This is a genomic window from Patescibacteria group bacterium, from assembly GCA_041674405.1.
GTDB lineage: Bacteria > Patescibacteriota > UBA1384 > XYA2-FULL-43-10 > XYA2-FULL-43-10 > JBAYVT01.
In genome coordinates this window covers 125,801-144,283 of record JBAYVT010000005.1, presented here as the reverse complement: position 1 = coordinate 144,283, position 18,483 = coordinate 125,801, and the positions used below count along the sequence as shown (strand labels likewise).

Annotated in this window: 20 protein-coding genes and 2 rRNA genes; 20 read left to right on the top strand and 2 right to left on the bottom strand. The window is 42.6% G+C overall.

The features are described 5' to 3' along the window. From WC080_04380 to WC080_04345, 8 genes are all read left to right on the top strand, one after another. Positions 1-378 (top strand): 23S ribosomal RNA (locus tag WC080_04380); the annotation flags it as partial. 343 nt (positions 379-721) lie between these two features. Further along, positions 722-838: ribosomal RNA gene (rrf, locus tag WC080_04375) — 5S ribosomal RNA — on the top strand. A 357-nt stretch (positions 839-1,195) separates the two neighbouring features. Further along, a complete protein-coding gene (locus tag WC080_04370) occupies positions 1,196-1,939 on the top strand; it encodes an ABC transporter ATP-binding protein (protein MFA7244492.1) in 744 nt (247 codons plus the stop codon). Beyond that, positions 1,936-3,135: an FtsX-like permease family protein gene (locus tag WC080_04365; protein MFA7244491.1), complete on the top strand. Its 1,200-nt coding sequence runs from the start codon at positions 1,936-1,938 to the stop codon at positions 3,133-3,135. Before WC080_04370 ends, WC080_04365 begins: the two co-directional genes overlap by 4 nt. Positions 3,136-3,195: 60 nt before the next feature. Continuing rightward, positions 3,196-3,420, top strand: coding sequence for a hypothetical protein (locus WC080_04360; GenBank protein ID MFA7244490.1), 225 nt, complete (start codon positions 3,196-3,198; stop codon positions 3,418-3,420). 178 nt (positions 3,421-3,598) lie between these two features. Next, the gene (locus WC080_04355; GenBank protein MFA7244489.1) at positions 3,599-4,063 is read left to right on the top strand and encodes a PspC domain-containing protein; all 465 of its coding nucleotides are present in this window, start codon (positions 3,599-3,601) and stop codon (positions 4,061-4,063) included. Beyond that, on the top strand, positions 4,064-4,531 hold the full coding sequence (locus tag WC080_04350; GenBank protein MFA7244488.1) for a hypothetical protein: 468 nt from the start codon (positions 4,064-4,066) through the stop codon (positions 4,529-4,531). A gap of 62 nt (positions 4,532-4,593) precedes the next feature. Next, on the top strand, positions 4,594-4,914 hold the full coding sequence (locus tag WC080_04345; protein MFA7244487.1) for a hypothetical protein: 321 nt from the start codon (positions 4,594-4,596) through the stop codon (positions 4,912-4,914). Between the two features lie 196 nt (positions 4,915-5,110). On the opposite strand, the gene WC080_04340 is transcribed toward WC080_04345, so the two are convergent. Next, positions 5,111-5,455, bottom strand: coding sequence for a PadR family transcriptional regulator (locus tag WC080_04340; protein ID MFA7244486.1), 345 nt, complete (start codon positions 5,453-5,455; stop codon positions 5,111-5,113). A 204-nt stretch (positions 5,456-5,659) separates the two neighbouring features. On the opposite strand from WC080_04340, the gene WC080_04335 reads away from it, so the two are divergent. The 7 genes from WC080_04335 to recO all read left to right on the top strand — a co-directional run bounded on the left by WC080_04335 (position 5,660) and on the right by recO (position 11,717). Then, positions 5,660-6,655, top strand: a complete 996-nt coding sequence (locus WC080_04335) for a hypothetical protein (GenBank protein MFA7244485.1) — start codon at positions 5,660-5,662, stop codon at positions 6,653-6,655. An 8-nt stretch (positions 6,656-6,663) separates the two neighbouring features. Beyond that, positions 6,664-7,551 (top strand): bifunctional DNA-formamidopyrimidine glycosylase/DNA-(apurinic or apyrimidinic site) lyase, encoded by an 888-nt coding sequence (mutM, locus tag WC080_04330; protein ID MFA7244484.1) that lies wholly within the window; start codon positions 6,664-6,666, stop codon positions 7,549-7,551. Between the two features lie 42 nt (positions 7,552-7,593). Then, entirely contained in the window at positions 7,594-8,328 is a 735-nt protein-coding gene (locus WC080_04325) for a hypothetical protein (GenBank protein ID MFA7244483.1), read from the top strand. A gap of 7 nt (positions 8,329-8,335) precedes the next feature. After that, a complete protein-coding gene (locus tag WC080_04320; protein ID MFA7244482.1) occupies positions 8,336-8,827 on the top strand; it encodes a hypothetical protein in 492 nt (163 codons plus the stop codon). 624 nt (positions 8,828-9,451) lie between these two features. Next, a complete protein-coding gene (locus tag WC080_04315; protein ID MFA7244481.1) occupies positions 9,452-10,201 on the top strand; it encodes an NTP transferase domain-containing protein in 750 nt (249 codons plus the stop codon). A gap of 5 nt (positions 10,202-10,206) precedes the next feature. Next, positions 10,207-10,983, top strand: a complete 777-nt coding sequence (locus WC080_04310; protein ID MFA7244480.1) for a M15 family metallopeptidase — start codon at positions 10,207-10,209, stop codon at positions 10,981-10,983. After that, positions 10,980-11,717 (top strand): DNA repair protein RecO, encoded by a 738-nt coding sequence (recO, locus tag WC080_04305; GenBank protein MFA7244479.1) that lies wholly within the window; start codon positions 10,980-10,982, stop codon positions 11,715-11,717. The genes WC080_04310 and recO overlap by 4 nt, the downstream gene beginning before the upstream one ends. Positions 11,718-11,859: 142 nt before the next feature. On the opposite strand, the gene WC080_04300 is transcribed toward recO, so the two are convergent. After that, entirely contained in the window at positions 11,860-12,744 is an 885-nt protein-coding gene (locus tag WC080_04300) for a hypothetical protein (GenBank protein MFA7244478.1), read from the bottom strand. Between the two features lie 152 nt (positions 12,745-12,896). Here WC080_04300 and WC080_04295 point away from each other — a divergent pair, with 152 nt between their 5' ends. The 5 genes from WC080_04295 to mraY all read left to right on the top strand — a co-directional run bounded on the left by WC080_04295 (position 12,897) and on the right by mraY (position 18,473). Beyond that, the gene (locus tag WC080_04295; protein MFA7244477.1) at positions 12,897-14,255 is read left to right on the top strand and encodes a glycine--tRNA ligase; all 1,359 of its coding nucleotides are present in this window, start codon (positions 12,897-12,899) and stop codon (positions 14,253-14,255) included. A gap of 423 nt (positions 14,256-14,678) precedes the next feature. Next, entirely contained in the window at positions 14,679-15,110 is a 432-nt protein-coding gene (mraZ, locus tag WC080_04290; protein ID MFA7244476.1) for a division/cell wall cluster transcriptional repressor MraZ, read from the top strand. A 201-nt stretch (positions 15,111-15,311) separates the two neighbouring features. Continuing rightward, positions 15,312-15,674 (top strand): hypothetical protein, encoded by a 363-nt coding sequence (locus tag WC080_04285; protein MFA7244475.1) that lies wholly within the window; start codon positions 15,312-15,314, stop codon positions 15,672-15,674. 1 nt (position 15,675) lies between these two features. Next, entirely contained in the window at positions 15,676-17,400 is a 1,725-nt protein-coding gene (locus tag WC080_04280) for a penicillin-binding protein 2 (GenBank protein MFA7244474.1), read from the top strand. Positions 17,401-17,456: 56 nt separating this feature from the next. Then, complete coding sequence (mraY, locus tag WC080_04275) at positions 17,457-18,473, top strand: phospho-N-acetylmuramoyl-pentapeptide-transferase (protein ID MFA7244473.1); 1,017 nt, start codon at positions 17,457-17,459, stop codon at positions 18,471-18,473. The last annotated feature ends 10 nt before the right edge of the window (positions 18,474-18,483 follow it).

Below are 18,483 nucleotides of genomic sequence, written 5' to 3'. Positions count from 1 at the left end.
TCGGCTCATCCTATCCTGGGGCTGAAGCAGGTCCCAAGGGTCTGGCTGTTCGCCAGTTAAAAGGGTACGCGAGCTGGGTTCAGAACGTCGTGAGACAGTTCGGTCCTAATCTGCTGTGAGCGTGGAAACTTGAGTGGGTGTCTCCCTAGTACGAGAGGACCGGGAGGTGTAGGCCTATGGTGTATCTGTTGTCCGAACCTCGGGCATTGCAGAGTAGCTAAGCCTTAGCGGATAAACGCTGAAAGCATATAAGCGTGAAGCCGGCCACAAGATTAGGTTTCTTAGATCACTTATAGATAATGAGTTTGATAGGCTTTAGGTGTAAGGGCAGCGATGTCTTGAGCCGAGAAGTACTAATTGATCGATTAAAATATACTATTGTTTGACTAGCAATTACTGGAACTCCCAGTAAAACTTCGAGCGTTAATGATACTTCGCACAGGATGATTTATTCTTCTTGTGTGTAAGATCCTAGCTCAAATCTGTATTACCGTACAAGGACATGGCACTACTTATTGCCCTGTCCTGTGTGGCAATAGAGTTTAAAATTAAAAGCATAAAATATTAGGCTTTAAAGAATACTTAGTGTTGGTGGTTTTCCGCCTCGGCTTCGCCGCAGGCGAGACGGGTGGCGAAGTGGGTACACCTCTTCCCATTCCGAGCAGACCCCACTCCGCGTAAAGCTACGCGGGGCAGGAAGCACATTTAAAGAATACTTAGTGTTGGTGGTTTTGGCGAAGTGGGTACACCTCTTCCCATTCCGAACAGAGAAGTTAAGCACTTCAGCGCCGATGGTACTTGGATCGAAAGGTCCCGGGAGAGTAGGACGCCGCCAACACTAAGTATTTTTTATTTTCAGCGCCGACTTGTCCCTCCGTAGCTCGAAGAGCGAAGGGGGATGGTACTTGGATCGCCCCACTTCGCTGAAGCTTCGCGGGATAAAAAAGGTCCCGGGAGAGTAGGACGCCGCCAACATAGAGTTTTTTAAAGCCTTTTTTATTTCCATTAATCTTTTCCGGGACTAGGTTAAGGCAATAATATTTTCACCCAAAAGGCCCAGCAATTCGCCTTAAATAATCACATACTTGAACACTTTTCAGCGGGCGTTTTCGCGGGTAAAAATATTCTTCAGATAATGAAAATTGCGGGTTGGGAATAAATATTGTATATTTAAAAAAAGACTAGGTGAGGGGTAATGAGCTTGGAATCAATAATCAAAATTGAAAAGGTGACGAAATCTTTTGATCTCGGAATAAATAAAGTTCACGCCCTAAACGGCGTTGATCTTGAAATCCATCCGAAAGATTTTGCAATTATTTATGGTCCTTCTGGGTGCGGCAAGTCAACTCTTTTGAATGTTATTTCAGGCCTTGAGGCACCGACCACAGGCAAAGTTGTTGTGAGAGAAGAAGACCTATATTCATTATCGGATGATCAGAGGGCGCAATTTAGATCTGAAAAGTTTGGAATAATTTCACAATCGTCACACTGGGTGAATTCCCTGAATGTTTGGCAAAATGTTGCGATTCCGCTTGTGCTTAAGGGCAATTCTTTTTCTGGTTCAAAAAAAAGAGCTCTTGATGTTCTCTCAGAGATCGGAATGGAGGAATTTGCCGACAACCCACCGAATAAACTTTCCGGTGGTCAGCAACAAAGAGTTTCAATCGCAAGGGCGCTTATCCGTAATCCCTGGATTATCATAGCTGATGAGCCCACTGGCAATCTTGATACGCATAATTCCGATGCAACAATGGCGATATTTCAACGGCTGAACCTGGAATCAAAAAGAACAATAATTATGGTTACTCACAATTTGGTTTATTTGCCGTATGCTACGGTCAAAATTGCCATGCGTGATGGAGTGGTAGCGTCTCAGTCGGTTGCCGATATAGCAAAACAGCTTGAGCAAGAAGTAGCCACGCTGAAGGAGAGTAAATGAAATTAATCCAAATTTTATATCTATCTTATCGAAATCTATCAGTACATCGTTCGAGAACAATACTTACGTTAATTGGTGTGATCATTGGTATTGGCGCGATTATGTTTCTCGTCTCCTTGGGTTATGGCCTCCAGAGGCTTGTTACAGATCAGGTGGTTAAGTTTGACGCGTTTTCAATTATTGATGTTACATCCGGAGATTCGAATGTGGTAAAACTTACCGATGATACAAACAACAAAATTTCTGAGATTACCCAGGTTGATTCAATAGGTGAAAGCATTAATTTGGCAGGAAAACTAAAAATTGGTGAATCAGCGACAGACACGGTTTTTTATGCAATTGATAATAATTTTGCCGAATATGATCAAATCAAAGCCGATCAAGGCAAATTTATAAGTACAGATGCGAGCAGTAAAGATATAATTGTATCCAAAGCCGTTTTAAATCTTCTGGGGGTAAAGGATGCGGCGACAATTTTGGATAAAGATATTGCGGCTGACCTAATAGTAACAAGGGATTTGACCGAGAACGGAGAGACGAAAACTTCTGCAAATCAGGAATTTAAACTGGTTGGAATCATTGATGATGAGTCGGTTCCATTTGCTTATATCCCCTTACAATCCGCCAAAAATGCCGGTGCTGTTAATTTTTCGATGATAAAAGTGAAAGCCACAGATCAAACCGAGGTTGCCACGATCAGAAAAACTATTGAAAATATGGGATACAAAACTGATAATGTGTCAGATACGTTAGCCCAGATCAATCAGATTTTCTCGATTTTAAAAGTTGCCCTGGGTATTCTGGGCTTTATAGCCATGATCGTTGCCTTGCTTGGCATGTTTAATACTTTGACGATTTCCTTGATGGAAAGAACCAGAGAGGTTGGATATCTTAAAGTGATTGGTGCGCGCAACCGTGACATTTTTCTTCTTTTCACGACAGAATCTGTCTTAATCGCATTCGTTGGCGGTGTTTCGGGCGTGATTATCGGCTTGGTGTTTGAGTGGTTGGTTAATATCGGCATCTCGACTATGGCTGTCCGGTCCGGTGCGTTTCCAATCACCGTGTTTTACACGCCGTTATTGTTTGCGCTTGTAATGGGTGGTTTTTCTCTCTTGGTTGGTATCATCACGGGAATTTATCCTGCCAGGAGGGCAGTTCGCGTGAAGCCGCTTGATGTGTTACGCTATGAATAAATAAGTTGCTTGGCCCACAAAGTTGATATAGTCAATTGAGTTTATGAAATAATTATAGTTATGAAAGCAAGAACAAAATCTTTTCTGGGAGTAATTTCTACCTGTATTGGCGGCGGGCTAGTGATTTTGTTTTCCAGCCGTTATTTTAATATCAGTGCCGATTCAGTATCGCCTGGCAATGAAAGCAACTACGGAATTTTCTTAATCGCATCAATAATAATTGCACTTTTGGGGATTGTTCTCCTAGTTCTCACGATAATCGATGACAAAAAAGAGCGCGGATAAAAAAATGCCCCCTAGGGGGCATTTTTTAGCAACCGCAGCATCCGCCGCAGTTTCCGCATCCCTCATCTTTTGGATCTGTCATATTTGCCTTTCAAAAGGTTACTAATTTAGTATTAATAGTATAGAATATAGATTAAATTAGGTCAATGGTTTATCCATAATTTTTTATAGGAGCATCATGGCAAAAAATCTAATGCGCTCAAAAAAAGACAAAATGGTTGCCGGAGTCTGTGGCGGTTTAGGAGAATATTTCGACATTGACCCAAACATTGTCAGGATTATTTTTGTTGCCTTCACTCTTTTGGGTGGGTCGGGTGTTTTAGTTTATATAATTATGTGGCTTGTTGTACCAAAAGAAGGGGAAATATCATATTTTGAAGATCTGGCCGGTTCAAAAAGGGGCAAGTCGGACCCAAAAGAAAATATGAAAAGAGCTGCCCGAGAATTTAAATCCGAGGTTAAAGATGTTGCCAAAACAAAAGGCCGCCGCGATGGTACAATCATCTTTGCAATCATTCTAATTTTCATCGGCTTAATTTTTTTGACTAATAATTTTGTTTCCTTTGCCCACATCATCAAACTTTGGCCCCTCATCCTTATCATTGTTGGATTAGCAGTAATTTTTTCCAGGATGGACCAGTAAATGAAGTGGAAATTGCCACCAAAGATTAAGATATATGAAGCTTTGGGGTCTATTGCTGACAATAGGGTTCATATAAATGGAAATAGTGCTAAGGTTTATTCATCTGACGGTTTGAAATACTATGATGTTGTGTACAACCCCGATTCACATTCTATTATGTCAAATGACAATGGATCGTATTGGCAGGGTTATTTAGGATATCCTTCAATTGCATTTTTAATGCTAAGCAGTGTGATAAAGTATGATGAAACTGAAGCGGAAGCGTTCAGGGATATTGAGTGGAAGAAGATTAACACTAAATTCAAAAATGATTTTGATAAAACGATAGAATTCATTTTTTCTCAAAAAATTACTGACAAAAATATACAACAAAAAATATCGGCCGATGCTAATAAAATTTTATCCGATATTGAAAATCTTGATCTAAATTTACTTGGCAAACGAGCCAAACCGCCGGCGACAAAATAATTTTTGTTCTCTTTTGATTTATTTTCAGTATATATCTATACTGATTTTTGAGGTGACGAAGCATGACCGAAAAAGAAAAGCGGTTGATCCTCCTTGAGCTGCAAAGGCAGCGCGAGCAGAATGGGTTTGCCAGGTTCGAGGGTAGTGCGCCATTCTTATGGATGCTGGAGGTTGGGCTTCTCGATCCCTGGATTGCGACGATCAGGGTGTATAACTACGGTGGCAGTAGCGGCAATGAAGCATACACGCTAGTGGAGGACGGAATGCTCATGCACGAGTACACCGAAGTTGAACATGACCCAAACGTGCTCCTAGAAGAGGCCCAGCATGGATGGGAAGTAATGAGTTTCAACCCGGTGAGGCATAACGAGCTTCTCGGGTGACCGGCGGACGGCAAGAGCAGCTGTCCGCTCTTGCTTTTTATCGCTGTTAACTTTTTATAACTCAAGAATTTAAAATATCTTACTTCTTCTAGGCACTTATCAAGCCCTGAAACGTAACAATTCTTCCGCGACCGCGGAAGAATTGTTACGTTTTTATCTTAGACCAAGATTTTGTTATTTTTAAATATAACCAATTTTAGAGCATTATTGCTTCGCGGAGTAGGGGAATTATTTCTCCGTATGCTTTGGCGGCAGTGCGATAAGCGCTCCTGCCTTGCTCGTTTAGAGAATATACTTTTCTTGTCCTCATCCCAGCGGAGACTTCTTGTATCGTCACATATCCACCTTTCATAAGCTGATCAAGGGCGGGATAAATGGTGGATTCAGTCGGTCGGCAAATCCCTTCGGACAATTCTTCAATTCTTTTGACTAGCTTATATCCGTAACTTTCTTTGTCTTTGTAGAGAACTTTTAAAAGAAAAAATCGAATCATCCCTTGGTTGATAAGTTTTCTCCAGTATCCGGGATTTTCTAAATCCATATTTCACTCCGTTCAGATTCAAAAATCAAAATTCAAAAATCAAAAAATTGGAACATAAAAAGGCCATTTGATGTGCCTTTGGTTTTGATTGATTTTTGTTTTGCTATGCGATGCTTGGTATTTTTAGCGTATATCAAAGCGCAAAATTTGTCAAATCCGGCGAAGCATAAACAATCTGGTATAATTTGAACAGAAAGGAACAATATGATTGATCCAAATGATGAGAGAGGTATCAAGCGCGAAGAAATGAAAACTCCTGAGCAAAGGGAGAGAGAAACACAAGAATTTGCTGAAGTTTGCGAACCAATAATAGGGCGTTTCTACCCGGAAGGTGAGATCGTTTTTGGTGAATCTCATGAGAATGCTATGTCACATGTAACGCGCAGAATTTTTGCCGAAGTTGAGAAAGAAGAGTTAGATGTCAATCTAGGATTTTTACGAGAGGCACAATCAGTTCTGGACCAAATTAATTCAGTTGGAAAAACCAAATATTCTCTAGGAGAGACTTCTCTCCGAGTGCTACGGCATTATCTGTGGCAAGGCACAGCCAAAGAGGCGGATGTTGATCTTGCTAGCGTTGCCTTTCTTGCTGATGAAATGAAGAAATTTTATGCGAAGGCTACCGGCCATTCATTGTCCGAATGGGCGGAAAATTATAATAGAGAAAACGAGGAGCAAGAAATCAACTTCGGAGATTTGGATAAGTTATTTACAATTTACGATCGCGATTTCGAAGCTTACAGATACAATTTGCCTAAGCTAACGACTCGATTTGCCGAATTTGTTCGCGCTAATGGGGCAGGTGTCCTTGACCCGCAGCAAGCGATGAGAATGTTGCACGAGAGTGGATTCTTTGTTCCTGCCGAATGGAAGGAAGAATATGCTTCGACTCCGGATGGGCAAACCCTCTTGGGTGGAATAAAATTAGCAGAACGTAAGATAGCAGAAGAAGATATGACAGATGCTCTAGTAGTATCACTCGAAACGAGGCCAAGAGAAGAGTTGCAGTCTGGTCCATTAACGGCGAATGATGTGATAGAATTGTTGTCACTTGAAACGGGAAACTCTGTTTTCTGGGAAGAGCTCGATACTGAAGAGCAGGAATCTGTTGCAAGGATTATGAAAGCTGCGAGTCAAAAATTGGGAGCAGTCGTTAAAAAAGTTAAGAAAATGCCCGTGATTACTTATTTGGAAAATTAGGAATTTTTATGCCAGAGCTACCAGAAGTAGAGACAATCAGAAAAGGGCTGGTTGCCAAGATCAAGGGAAAAACGATATCTGATTTCGAATCGCGCGATTCTAAAGTCGTACAGCTTAAGCCAGAAGATGTCATTGGAGCAAAGATTTTGAATGTGGATCGAATCGCGAAAATGCTTCTTTTTAAATTGGATTCGAAAAAATCAATCCTAATTCATATGAAAATGACCGGTCAGCTTATTTGGGAAAAATGTGCCGGAGAGAAAGAATTTTGCCTGCGCAATCGCACGGCTGGCGGCCATCCATCGAAAGATTGGCATGAAAAAATGCCGGGTAAATATACGCGAGCAATTTTTCATTTCGACGATGAAAGTGTTTTGTATTTCAATGATCTGCGCCGGTTTGGTTACGTTAGGTCGTATTCAACTGAAGAACTAAAGAATCTAAAAACTAAAGAACTTGCGAATATCGGTATCGATCCGTTTTCGAGTGAATTTTCAGTAGAATATTTAAAAAACCGAGCGAAAAAAATCCCCAATAGACCAATCAAATTATTTCTGATGGATCAATCAATTATTGCAGGGATTGGGAATATTTATGCTGACGAATCGTTGTTTTGTGCCGGGATAATTCCTACACGGAAAGTAAAAGATATCAAAGACGCAGAATGGAAAAAAATTATTTCTGGTATAATAAAATCATTAAAGCTTGGATTGAAATACGGCGGATCTTCTGCTGATACATATGTTAAAGCCGACGGAACCCCTGGCGAGGCTCACAAACATCTGAAGGTGTACAGGAAAACGGGTGAGAATTGCCCCAAAAAATGTGGCGGAAAAATTAAAAGAATAACTTTGGGGGGGCGCGGAACGCACTTTTGTCCTGCCTGCCAGCGCTAAGACTAGATTTTCGGACAATTTGTATGCAAGAAATGATTTCTTATGCTTTATTTTCACGGAACAAAAAAGGCTGCTATTGAACGAATAGTCAATGACGGCCTTTCAATTATCGACGGTCGAGCAACCTTCTCGACCAATCCGGAAATGACCTTGCCCTATTCAGGGATCGGTGGTGGGATCTTTGTTTATAAGGATGACGGTTGCTTCCGGGTAGCAAAAGACAGCGACATCAAATTTGATGAGCAAAAACGAGAGATAGTCGGTTGGATAAATCGTTATAAGAACGAGCAACATGGTTACTACCCTATCAATTCCGAAACAGAAGTTCCCCGTGAATTACTTGTTGGAGCATTTACCCTAACCCAGGGTCAGCATGATTTATTGAAGAGAATTAAATTTCTTCTCAGGGACGGCAAATTAAAAAAATCGGATATCGCCGGATTTGTGGAACGGTACGAGAAACTTTTGTCGGTAAAAACGGAACAGATTATCAAACCGAAAATCGTACTCGCCGAACTTTGCGAGCAGGCAATCCAGGGGCTGGTCAGAAACTTATCTTTACTCCAAGTAAGAACATTGGAGCTAAGCCACTACGCCAACAGCGGCTGGAAAATCAAAAATCTCGGCGATCATGAAGTTAGACTTTACGACGCGGATGTTTTTGATCACTATTTGCATGCTGTGCGAGATATGATTAATGCAAGATTACTAACCGATGATATTGCAGGCGAGTTTGAAGCTACTTCAAAGAGATTGAATTTTAAGAATACAAATTAGGAGGAACATGATTAACATCGAATCGACCTATTTGGCAACGGAATTACCGGAACTTGGCAAACTAAAATCATCAGAGATAGAGCAGGGCTACCTTTCAAATGCTGAGGATGCCACACGTGTCCGAAAAATTGGAGACAAGTTTTTTATCACCAGAAAATTGATGGCGATCCCTGGCGATAAGCGATACAGGGAAGAATTTGAAGTTGAAATCAACAAGGAAGAGTTTGACCGAATCTGGAAAGTGGTGACGAAAACCATTAAAAAGAAAAGATATGCATACAAAGATGATCCCAGCCTTGAGATAATGATTGATGAGTTTGAAGGCGATCTTGACGGTTTGGCACTGATCGAGGTGTCGACTACAGACGAAGAAACTGCCAAGTCGTTTGAAAAACCAAAATGGTTTGGGAGAGAAGTTACCGAAGAGGACTGGGCAACCAACCAATCGCTAGCCGGCAAGAAGTTTGCCGATATTGCAAACTATATGAATAAAGGGTAATATCAACTCAATATGAATATCAAATGCCGCGCAATTCAAGTCAATCTACTTATTCCGACTACTCGGCGGCTTATTTAATTTGATTTAAAAATATTTTTCAAAAGGCCGCCACTAGGGCGGTTTTTTGTTTTTGGCTCGAAGGGCTTAAACCGGTTAAGCTTTTCGAAACCAAACAGCCAAGGAGGCCAGGATGGCGACAAGCAAGCGTCAGAACAGAAGGAACCGCAGCTGGAGAATCACCGCGAACGGGGGAAAATGCCCCCACTGTGACGCGGGTTTACATGCTCCGTCCAAGAAAACTGGCAGAGAGCGCAATAGCCTCAAAAGGTGCGTTGCATGCGGAGAAATCGGCTGTGGCCATGGAAAGTGCATGCGTTCGTACGCTGACGGCACTGGCCGCTGGCAACATCTGTCTTGCTAAGGAGTGTCGAAATCATGAGAGCGATGACAAACGAAGAGAAGACAACCTGGGCCGAGATACTCAAAGATGACCCACTGGCCGAGCCGCCATTCGCGTATTGGCTCGGTGATCCTCCGCCGAGAGAGGAGGAGAGCACAGGGCCCCGACAATAGTCGGGGCCCAATTCTGATATAATGGGCATGAATAATTGAAAGGAAATCAAAATGGAAATTGCAGCAGTTGTGCTCGCGGCAGGGAAGGGGAAACGCATGGGTAGCGAAAATGGATCAGAAATCCCAAAAGTCATGTTTAAGGCGAATGGTAAACCGGTAGTAAGTTATTTGATTCAATCGTTATGCGATGCTGGCCTTAAGAAAATTGTTCTTGTTGTGGGATATAAACAAGAAATTGTCCGCGATTATTTTAAAGACCAGGTTGAGTATGCAGTACAGGAAGAACAGCTCGGCACTGGCCATGCGACAATGTCTGCGCGAGTAAATCTGGAAGGCAAATCGGATGCGGTCATAGTTTGTTGCGGCGATGCCCCATTATTCAAACCCGAAACGATCAAAAATCTCATCGATCTATACACAAATGAAAAACCAACGATCGCAATGCTTACCGTGGAATACTCTGACCCGACAGGCTACGGCAGGATAATTCGAAACACTGAAGGTAACGTTGATGCAATTATTGAACACAAAGATTGCGATGAAGAACAGCTAAAAACCACAGAATGCAATCCGGCTTTTTATGTTTTCGACTCTCTCTGGCTTTGGAAAAATCTAGCAAATATTAAAACCAACAATACGCAAGGTGAATATTACCTTACGGATGTCATAAAAATGGCTAAAGATCAGGGCAAAAAAATCAGTGCGGTAAAAATTGCCGACGAAACCGAAGTTCTCGGCATAAACACACCAGAACAACTACAACAAGTGGAAAATGTTTTAACATCCAGAATTAAGAACTAAGGCACATGAATCAAAAAATTGAAAAATTCAAAAATACGCCGATACCAAATCTTGATGATATTCGAAATCAAAAGTTTGGTTATAGAGATTTGCCTATCAAGCCAGAAGATGATGATGTGGTTGATCTTCTAACACTTGGCATCGCCGGTGAAAATTATTACTTCAATTTCAAACTTGATGATGGCGGCAGGGTCTTAGGTGCGATACCAAATCTTTTTGCTCGAAAAACTGTTGCGGATAAATTAGTCAAAATAAATCAGGAATTAAAACCAGCCGGAGTCGAGCTTTTTGTTCGCGACACATACCGGCCGCCGGAGGTGCAGAAATTTATGCACGATGAGTGGGCACCGCATCATTTCAAAAAATTACATCAGGATTGGTCAGAAGAAAAAATTAAAAACGAAGTTAATAATTTTTGGGCTTACGTGAACAAGAATGGAACATGGGAAGTTGACCCGAAATCGCCGCCGCCGCATACCACTGGTGCTGCTGTTGATCTAACTTTATGTAAAATCGGCTCGAAAGAATTTCTCAATATGGGAGCAAAATTTGATGAAATGGAAGAGTCGGTTTTCACTGATTTCTTGGAAAAATTAGAAATTGAAGATTCTGAACAAATAGAATTCAGAGAAAATCGCCGGCTTTTGTATTGGGTGATGCTTGGAGAAGGGTTTGTAAATAACCCTACCGAGTGGTGGCACTATTCTTTCGGTGATCAGATGTGGGCTACGTTATCCCACAAGCCCTATGCTGTATATTCAAATATTTCGATTCAAAAATGAACTCATATAGAACAAATGGAATCGTAATAAAACGTATGAATTTTGGCGAAGCCGATCGTATTTTGACGATTTTAACGGAGCGATTTGGTAAGGTGAAGGCGATTTCGCGCGGAGTCCGAAAATCCACATCCAGGCTTGGCGGCCACCTGGAGCCATTTATGGTTGTCGATTTTCAGCTTTATGAGGGCAAAACTTTTTATACAATCACCGGCGCGGAAATTATTTCTGAATTTTCAAAATTGCACTGCGATCTTCCCAAAATGGCGAAGGCCTATGTAGCCGGCGAACTTGTCGATAATTTTCTGCATGAAAACGAAAAATCAGAGCAAACTTACAAAATTCTCGCGCAAATTCTCGATCTTATCGAGAAAAATGAAAAGAACTTTTTGATCAATGCCTTTGCCCTTAAACTTATTGAAACAGCAGGATTTCAGCCGGAGTTTTATGAGTGTGTAAACTGCAAAGAAAAAATCACCGAAGGGGAGAACTATTGGGACAATTTAGAGGGCGGAGTAATCTGCAAGAATTGTGCCCCGACCAGTCGGGGTACAAAAATATCGAACGAATTTATAAAAGCGCTGCGGTTTATCGAGAAAAATGATTTTGAAACCATTGGCAAACTAAAGCTCGACAAGAGTATCGAGCAAGAAATAGACCAAATTTTGGATGAGTATATACGAACTATTTTGGAAAAGAATTTAAAAAGCAAAAAATTTTTGAATAATGTGAAATAATTTTTTATATTTGATCATCGTCGAAAAATGAACGATCGTCGATTGTTCGACGATAAAATGCAACAGGCGAGCCCCGGAGTGGGACTCGCCTGCGGCGGTAGAGTCATTATCCGCCACTAGGCGGATCTCAGTAAGTTGTGGGCTAGTAGCCCTTGAGCTCGGCCAGTGCCTTCTTGCACATGGTCGTCTGAATTTCGTTGAAGTACACGGTCGGAGTGCGGCGGTCGGAGTAGATCGGGTCGACCGGGTGGCCGATTGCGGAGTAGTATCGCCAGTCATGCGTGTCGGCGTCCAGCCAGAGGTCAGCGTCCAGGCCGGTCGCGTAGAGCTGAGTGGACACACCAGCCACGGATAGTGCGCGGTCGGAGTGGAAGAGCTCCTTGTGGTTCATGACCTCAGCGATGACATCGTGGTTGCCCGCCCTCTCCATGTCTACGCAGATCGTGACGATGTGGAGATCGGGATGAGCCTTCACGAGCTTGGCTTCTGCGGCCAGGCAGAGGTCATGCTCAGTGATGCACGATTTCTCTTCGCCGCCGACCAAGAAGGTCTGGTGGTTGCGTTCGGACACCAGCCGCTCAACATCGACGTAGTCGGTGATGAACGGAAGCTCTGCCATCGGCAGGTGCCGTTTGGATCCGCCGATGACCAAGGTACTAGCCTTCACACGACCCTCGGACATTGCCAAGGCGGCATAGGCACCGCGCTGCCACGGAGAGAGTCTGGCTCCGCCCATAGTAACGATCAAGTCGTAGGAAGACCCTTCCTTGAAGGGAGTCTCCCCATGGCGCATTCTCCAACGCTCGGAGAGCGTGAAGATAGCATCCAACTGGGACTGATTCCACTTGGACTGGTCCCGCTCGAACTCGAAGCGGACCTTGTCCATGCCCCTCTCGAAGCGCTTGTTGCGGCTCGAGCAGGCTTCGACGAGTGCCTCGAGGTCATCTAGTAACCCGAGGTCCATGTCGAACGCTTGGAGAAACTGCCTGACGTACGGGGTTCTGAGGTGCGACGTTTTAACTGGCATAGCGGTTTGCCTCCTTGGCAATTCAGTAGTCACCCTATGGGTGCGTAAGCACGATATCATAAAACCGGCAAATAGTCAAGGTAAATAGCTATAGATTGTGAATTTGGCAATAAAATGATATTCTGAATCTAGAAATAGCAAAAGGACCTAAAATGGCCAAAGAAAATATGGAATCGTCTCTCGTCGCTGACGCTTCTCGAGATAAAATGGATAAGATCATTTCGCTCTGCAAGAGAAGGGGATTTATATTCCAATCTTCCGAGATATATGGCGGAATCGGCGGAGTGTACGACTTTGGCCCCTTGGGCGTGGAGATGAAGCGGAATCTGAAAGACGAATGGTGGAGGAAATTTGTCACTTCACGCGAAGATATGGTCGGTCTCGATGCAGGTATAATCATGAATGCGAAGGTTTGGGAGGCTTCTGGTCACACAGGATCAGGCTTCACCGATCCTCTTCGTGAGTGCAAAAAGTGCCATCACAGATTCCGAGCCGATCAGCTCGAGAAAGACGTTTGCCCGGATTGCGGCGGCGAGCTTACAGAGGAGAAGAGTTTCAATATTCTCGTAAAGACATTCCTGGGTCCTGTAGAAGACAGCTCTACCCTCACATATCTGCGTGGTGAGACTGCCCAGGGTATATTCGTCAACTTCAAAAACGTGACTGAATCGTCGAGAAAAAAAATCCCATTCGGTATCGCCCAGATCGGAAAGGCTTTTAGGAACGAAATCACGCCTGGCAACTATATTTTCCGTACGCGTGAGTTCGAGCAGGCTGAAATAGAGTATTTCATCACGCCTGACAAAGAGGAATCTAAAAAGTGGTACACTACCTGGATCGATGCGGTAAAACATTTCTACACCGATCTCGGCATCAAAGAGGACAATTTAGCTATATACGAACACCCGAAGGAGAAGCTGTCGCATTACTCGATCGGCACGTCTGATATCGAATATAAATATCCGTTTGGCCAATCTGAGCTTGCCGGGATTGCCCAGCGAACTGATTTCGATCTTTCACAACACACAAAGTTCTCAGGCACAGATCTTTCGTATTTCGATGAACAAGGCGGCAAACGCTTCATTCCGTATGTAGTTGAGCCTTCGATGGGAATTGACCGGGCACTGCTCGCCTTCCTTTGTGATGCCTATGATGAATCCGATGGATCGGATGGCCGCGAATCCGGCGAGGTGACCCTACGTTTGCACCCCAAGCTAGCACCGGTGAAAGTTGCCGTTTTCCCACTCATGAAGAAAGAGGGGCTTCCAGAGGTTGCCAAGAAGATATCGGATGAGCTTAAGGCCGCAGGGCTCAATGTGTTTTATGACGAATCAGGCTCGGTTGGTCGAAGGTATAGAAGGCAGGATGAGATCGGGACCCCTTGGTGCGTGACGGTTGATTTTGATTCCTTAAAAGACAATTCAGTCACAATTCGCGATCGCGACACAATGAAACAGGAGCGGGTCGCCATTGATAAAGTTACAGAACATATTTGCGGAAAATTAAAATAGTTTCTCAAACTCAAAAGTCAAAATTGTAAGTAAAAATTTGATAATTTTTTAATTGAAGATAATATTCCGGTAATAGAATCTTTTTTAAAAATATAAATCCAGACTAATGAATTAGCTCGTAGCATATATTATCCACAGATTTTTGGAAATTTGTGGGCTTTTTATATTGACCAGCAATATATATCGGACTAAAATGGGAACAAGTGGGAAAAAGTGGGAGTAATCGATCACAGAAGCATTCCACAAAAGCTCACAGAAAATATCAAAAAACAAAAATTCAACCTCTCGAGACAAAGTCTCTCGAGGTAAACAAAAATGCAACTTCACAACCTACAGGCAAAGAGAGGGCCTTGGTTTTCGTGTCAACGAAAATCAGCTGTCAGCTTGTAGCTTTCAGCTTTTAATCATTGGAAATTTTCTAACATGTTCATTGGCGAATTCACACACTCGATTGATGAAAAAGGCAGGCTCTCAATACCGGCCAAATTTCGTGCATCGCTTTCGGAGGGGTGCGTGGTTACTCGTGGCTTAGATCATTGCCTGTGGATATATTCCATCGCCGAGTGGGAAAAGTTGGCGGGTAAGATCGCAGAATTACCGCTCACACAAAAAAATGCCCGAAGCTTTTCAAGGCTCATGCTTTCCGGAGCTACAGATTCAAAACTGGATCGCGCCGGCAGAATTATTCTCCCGGGATACCTCAAGGAATATGCTGGGATCAAGACTAAAGCCGTTGTTGCGGGAGTGTTTAACAGAATCGAAGTATGGCCAGAAGATACTTGGAAGAACTTTAAAAAAGAAATGGAAGATAATTCGGATGATATTGCCGAAAATCTTTCCGAAATTGGATTTTAAGTTTTTAGTCAGCAGCCACCAAAAAAGCTTACGCCCGTTCTCGTTTGGGATACGGAGGAGGACAAAGGAGGGGCAAAGGCATGATCTCCACGATCTAAAGTGGATTTTCAAACAAACAGCGAAATTTCAAAAGCGATACTATCAAAAACAAAAATTTGGCTGCTGACTAAAAAATTAAAATCCAAAACAAAAGGAGATTTCGTGGGCAGAATTTTAACTATCACAGGTAGCCGTGAGACCAGTGTTGGTGTCAAAAAGAGAGCGATTAAAAAAGAAATAAAAATCGGTTCTACAGCTATAAAATTTATCAGTATTGCTATTTTTGCCATCCTTGCAATAGTATATTTGACCCAATCAACGGCTGGGGCAAACAGGAGTATTGAGATTCGTGATCTTACTAGCAAATCAACTGACCTAGAACTCCAAAAAGAACAGCTGGAGGTTGAAAAAGCCAGGCTGAATTCATTGAATCAAATCGATGCGAATATTGAAAAACAGCCAATGACCCCGGTAACCAGTGTTGATTATTTGAACGAAGCAAACAGGGCAGTGGCTCTTAGATAATATGAATTCACAAAATAAATTGATAAACCGCTTTAAAGTTATTAGCGTACTCGCGGTAATTATGGTAGCGGTGATTTTGTGGCGGATGTTTGAAAAACAAATTTTGCAACACAGCGAATATATTGCACTCGCAGAAGGCCAACAACGTTTTGAGACGACTGATATCGCACAACGCGGAAGAATCTATGTTCACGACTCAATCGGAGGAGAGGATTCTCTTTATCCGCTGGCTTTTGATGTAAAATCTTTTTCCCTTTGGGTTGTGCCTAAACAAGTGATAGATAAGGAAAAAACTGCGGATGAGCTCAGTGCTCTGGTCGGGGTGGATAGTAAAACAATTTTTGATGAGATCAATAACGATAAATTGTACGTTCCTCCAATTAAAAAGGGTATGAGTTACGAACTTTCGGATCAGATAAAGGCTAAAAAATTTTCCGGAGTCTTTATTATGCCGGAATATAGCCGTTATTATCCTGAATTAACCTTGGCGTCTCAGCTTCTTGGTTTTGTGAATGCTGAGGGAAAAGGAAATTATGGGTTTGAGGGGCATTATGATAAAGAGCTGCAAGGAACATCAGGGCAGACCATTGGAGAAAAAGACACGTTAGGGAGAGTGATTAATCTTCTTGAACAAAAGGATCCGAAGGATGGAACCAGTTATGTCCTTACTATAGATCGGTCTGTGCAGTATTATGTTGAGCGGACGCTCAGAGAGTCACTCACTAAATATCAAGCCGATTCAGGAACAATTATAATAATGGATGTTAAGACGGGCGGGATTGTGGCCATGGCAAATGAACCCGGTTATGATCCGAACCAATATCGAATAGTAGCAAAAGACAATTCAAATATTTTTATGAACCCGGCAATTTCCGGGCTCTATGAACCTGGCAGCATTATGAAACCGATCACGATGGCAGGCGCGCTTGATAGCGGTGCGGTTACTCCCGACACAACAGAAACTTTTGGATCCGAGGTCGAGATTGGCGGATATACAATTCATACAGCGGAGGGGAAAGCGTTTGGTACAGAAAATATGTCTCAGATCATTCAAAATTCAGATAACATTGGTATGGCGTGGGTTTCTGAAAAAGAAGGTAAAGATAATATTTATAAATATTTAAATGAATTTAATATTTTGAATAAAACAAACATAGACCTTGACGGGGAAGTTGAAGGCTCTGTCCCGCCTTTCAAGCAATGGCAGGATATTAACCGGGCAACTATTGCATTTGGCCAGGGTGTTTCTGTAACTCCGCTTGAAATGGTTTGTGCCTACACTGCGATTGCCAACAAGGGCAAATATATTTACCCGCATGTTGTTGATAAAATACTTAATTCTGATGGCACTGAAACTCAGATTCAGAAAACAGAAGGAAAGCAGGTTGTAAAAACTGAAACCGCAGCACAAGTGACGGAAATGTTAAAATCGGTTTTTGCCACAGGGCATGATCAAAAGGCAGCTATTCCCGGGGTTGAAATTGCTGTCAAAACAGGAACTGCCCAAGTTCCTAAGCCAGAAGGGGGGTATGAAGAGGGAATTTTCAACCATTCATTCATGGGTTTTGCTCCTGCAAACGATCCGAGATTTGTAATGTTGGTTAAGCTAGATAAACCCAAAGCCGCGACATATGCAGAGTCAACCTCGGCACCGGTTTGGGGGCAAATTGGAAATTTTTTAGTAAATTATTATTATAAACTAGTGCCCAATAAACCTTCGAACTAACCCCTTCCATAAGATTAGTTCCTCTGATATATTGGATCGGTAAAGGAGAATCACATATGGAAATTATCAAAATTTTTATTCCGGACCTCACTCGTCTTCTATGGTTATCGGTGATCTCTTTTTTGATTGCGGTAGCCTGGACACCGGTTTTTACAAATTTTTTGTATAAAAATAACCTCGGAAAAAGAATTCGAGAAAGTAAGAATGCGCCAATTATGGCTTCGCTCCACGCCAAAAAGGCCGGAACTCCTACAATGGGAGGAATTTTGATTTGGGTAACTACGGCACTTCTTACCCTAATTTTTAATCTTGAAAGATCGGCAACCTGGTTACCACTTTTTTGTCTTGTTGCTACCGGAATAGTGGGGGCTGTTGATGACCTTATGAACATTCGAGGACAAGGACCAAATGGTGGTGGTATGCGATTTAGAGACAAATTTTTATTATATGCGGTAATTGCAGCAACGGGCGCTTGGTGGTTTTATGTAAAATTGGGCTGGGACAGCATTCATGTGCCCGGTTTTGGTGATTATGTGATTGGGGCCTGGTACATTCCTCTCTTTATCATTGCGTTGGTGTGGATGGCATTTTCATCAAATGAAACTGACGGCCTGGATGGGCTGGCTGGTGGCATTTTCGCTTTAGCGTATTTTGCCTATGCTGTCATTGCCCTAACACAAGGTAAGGTAGAGTTGGCTGCCTTTTGCGGCACAGTGATGGGTGCACTCTTGGCATTCTTGTGGTTCAATATTCCACCAGCGAGGTTTTTTATGGGAGACACGGGTTCGATGGCACTAGGATTAACCCTTGGCGTAATTGCTTTTCTGACTAATTCCGTCATAGTTCTTCCCATTATTACGCTCATTTTTACAATTGAGGGCTTAAGTTTTATTGTCCAATTTTTATCGAAGAAGCTTCGCAATGGCAAAAAAATATTTTTATCATCGCCAATTCACCATCATTTTGAAGCAATTGGGTGGCCCGAATATAAGATCACAATGCGTTTTTGGATTATTGGAGCTGTCTCAACGATTGCCGGCTTGGTCATTGCCCTTCTTGGAACTGGAAAATAGCGTTTACTCT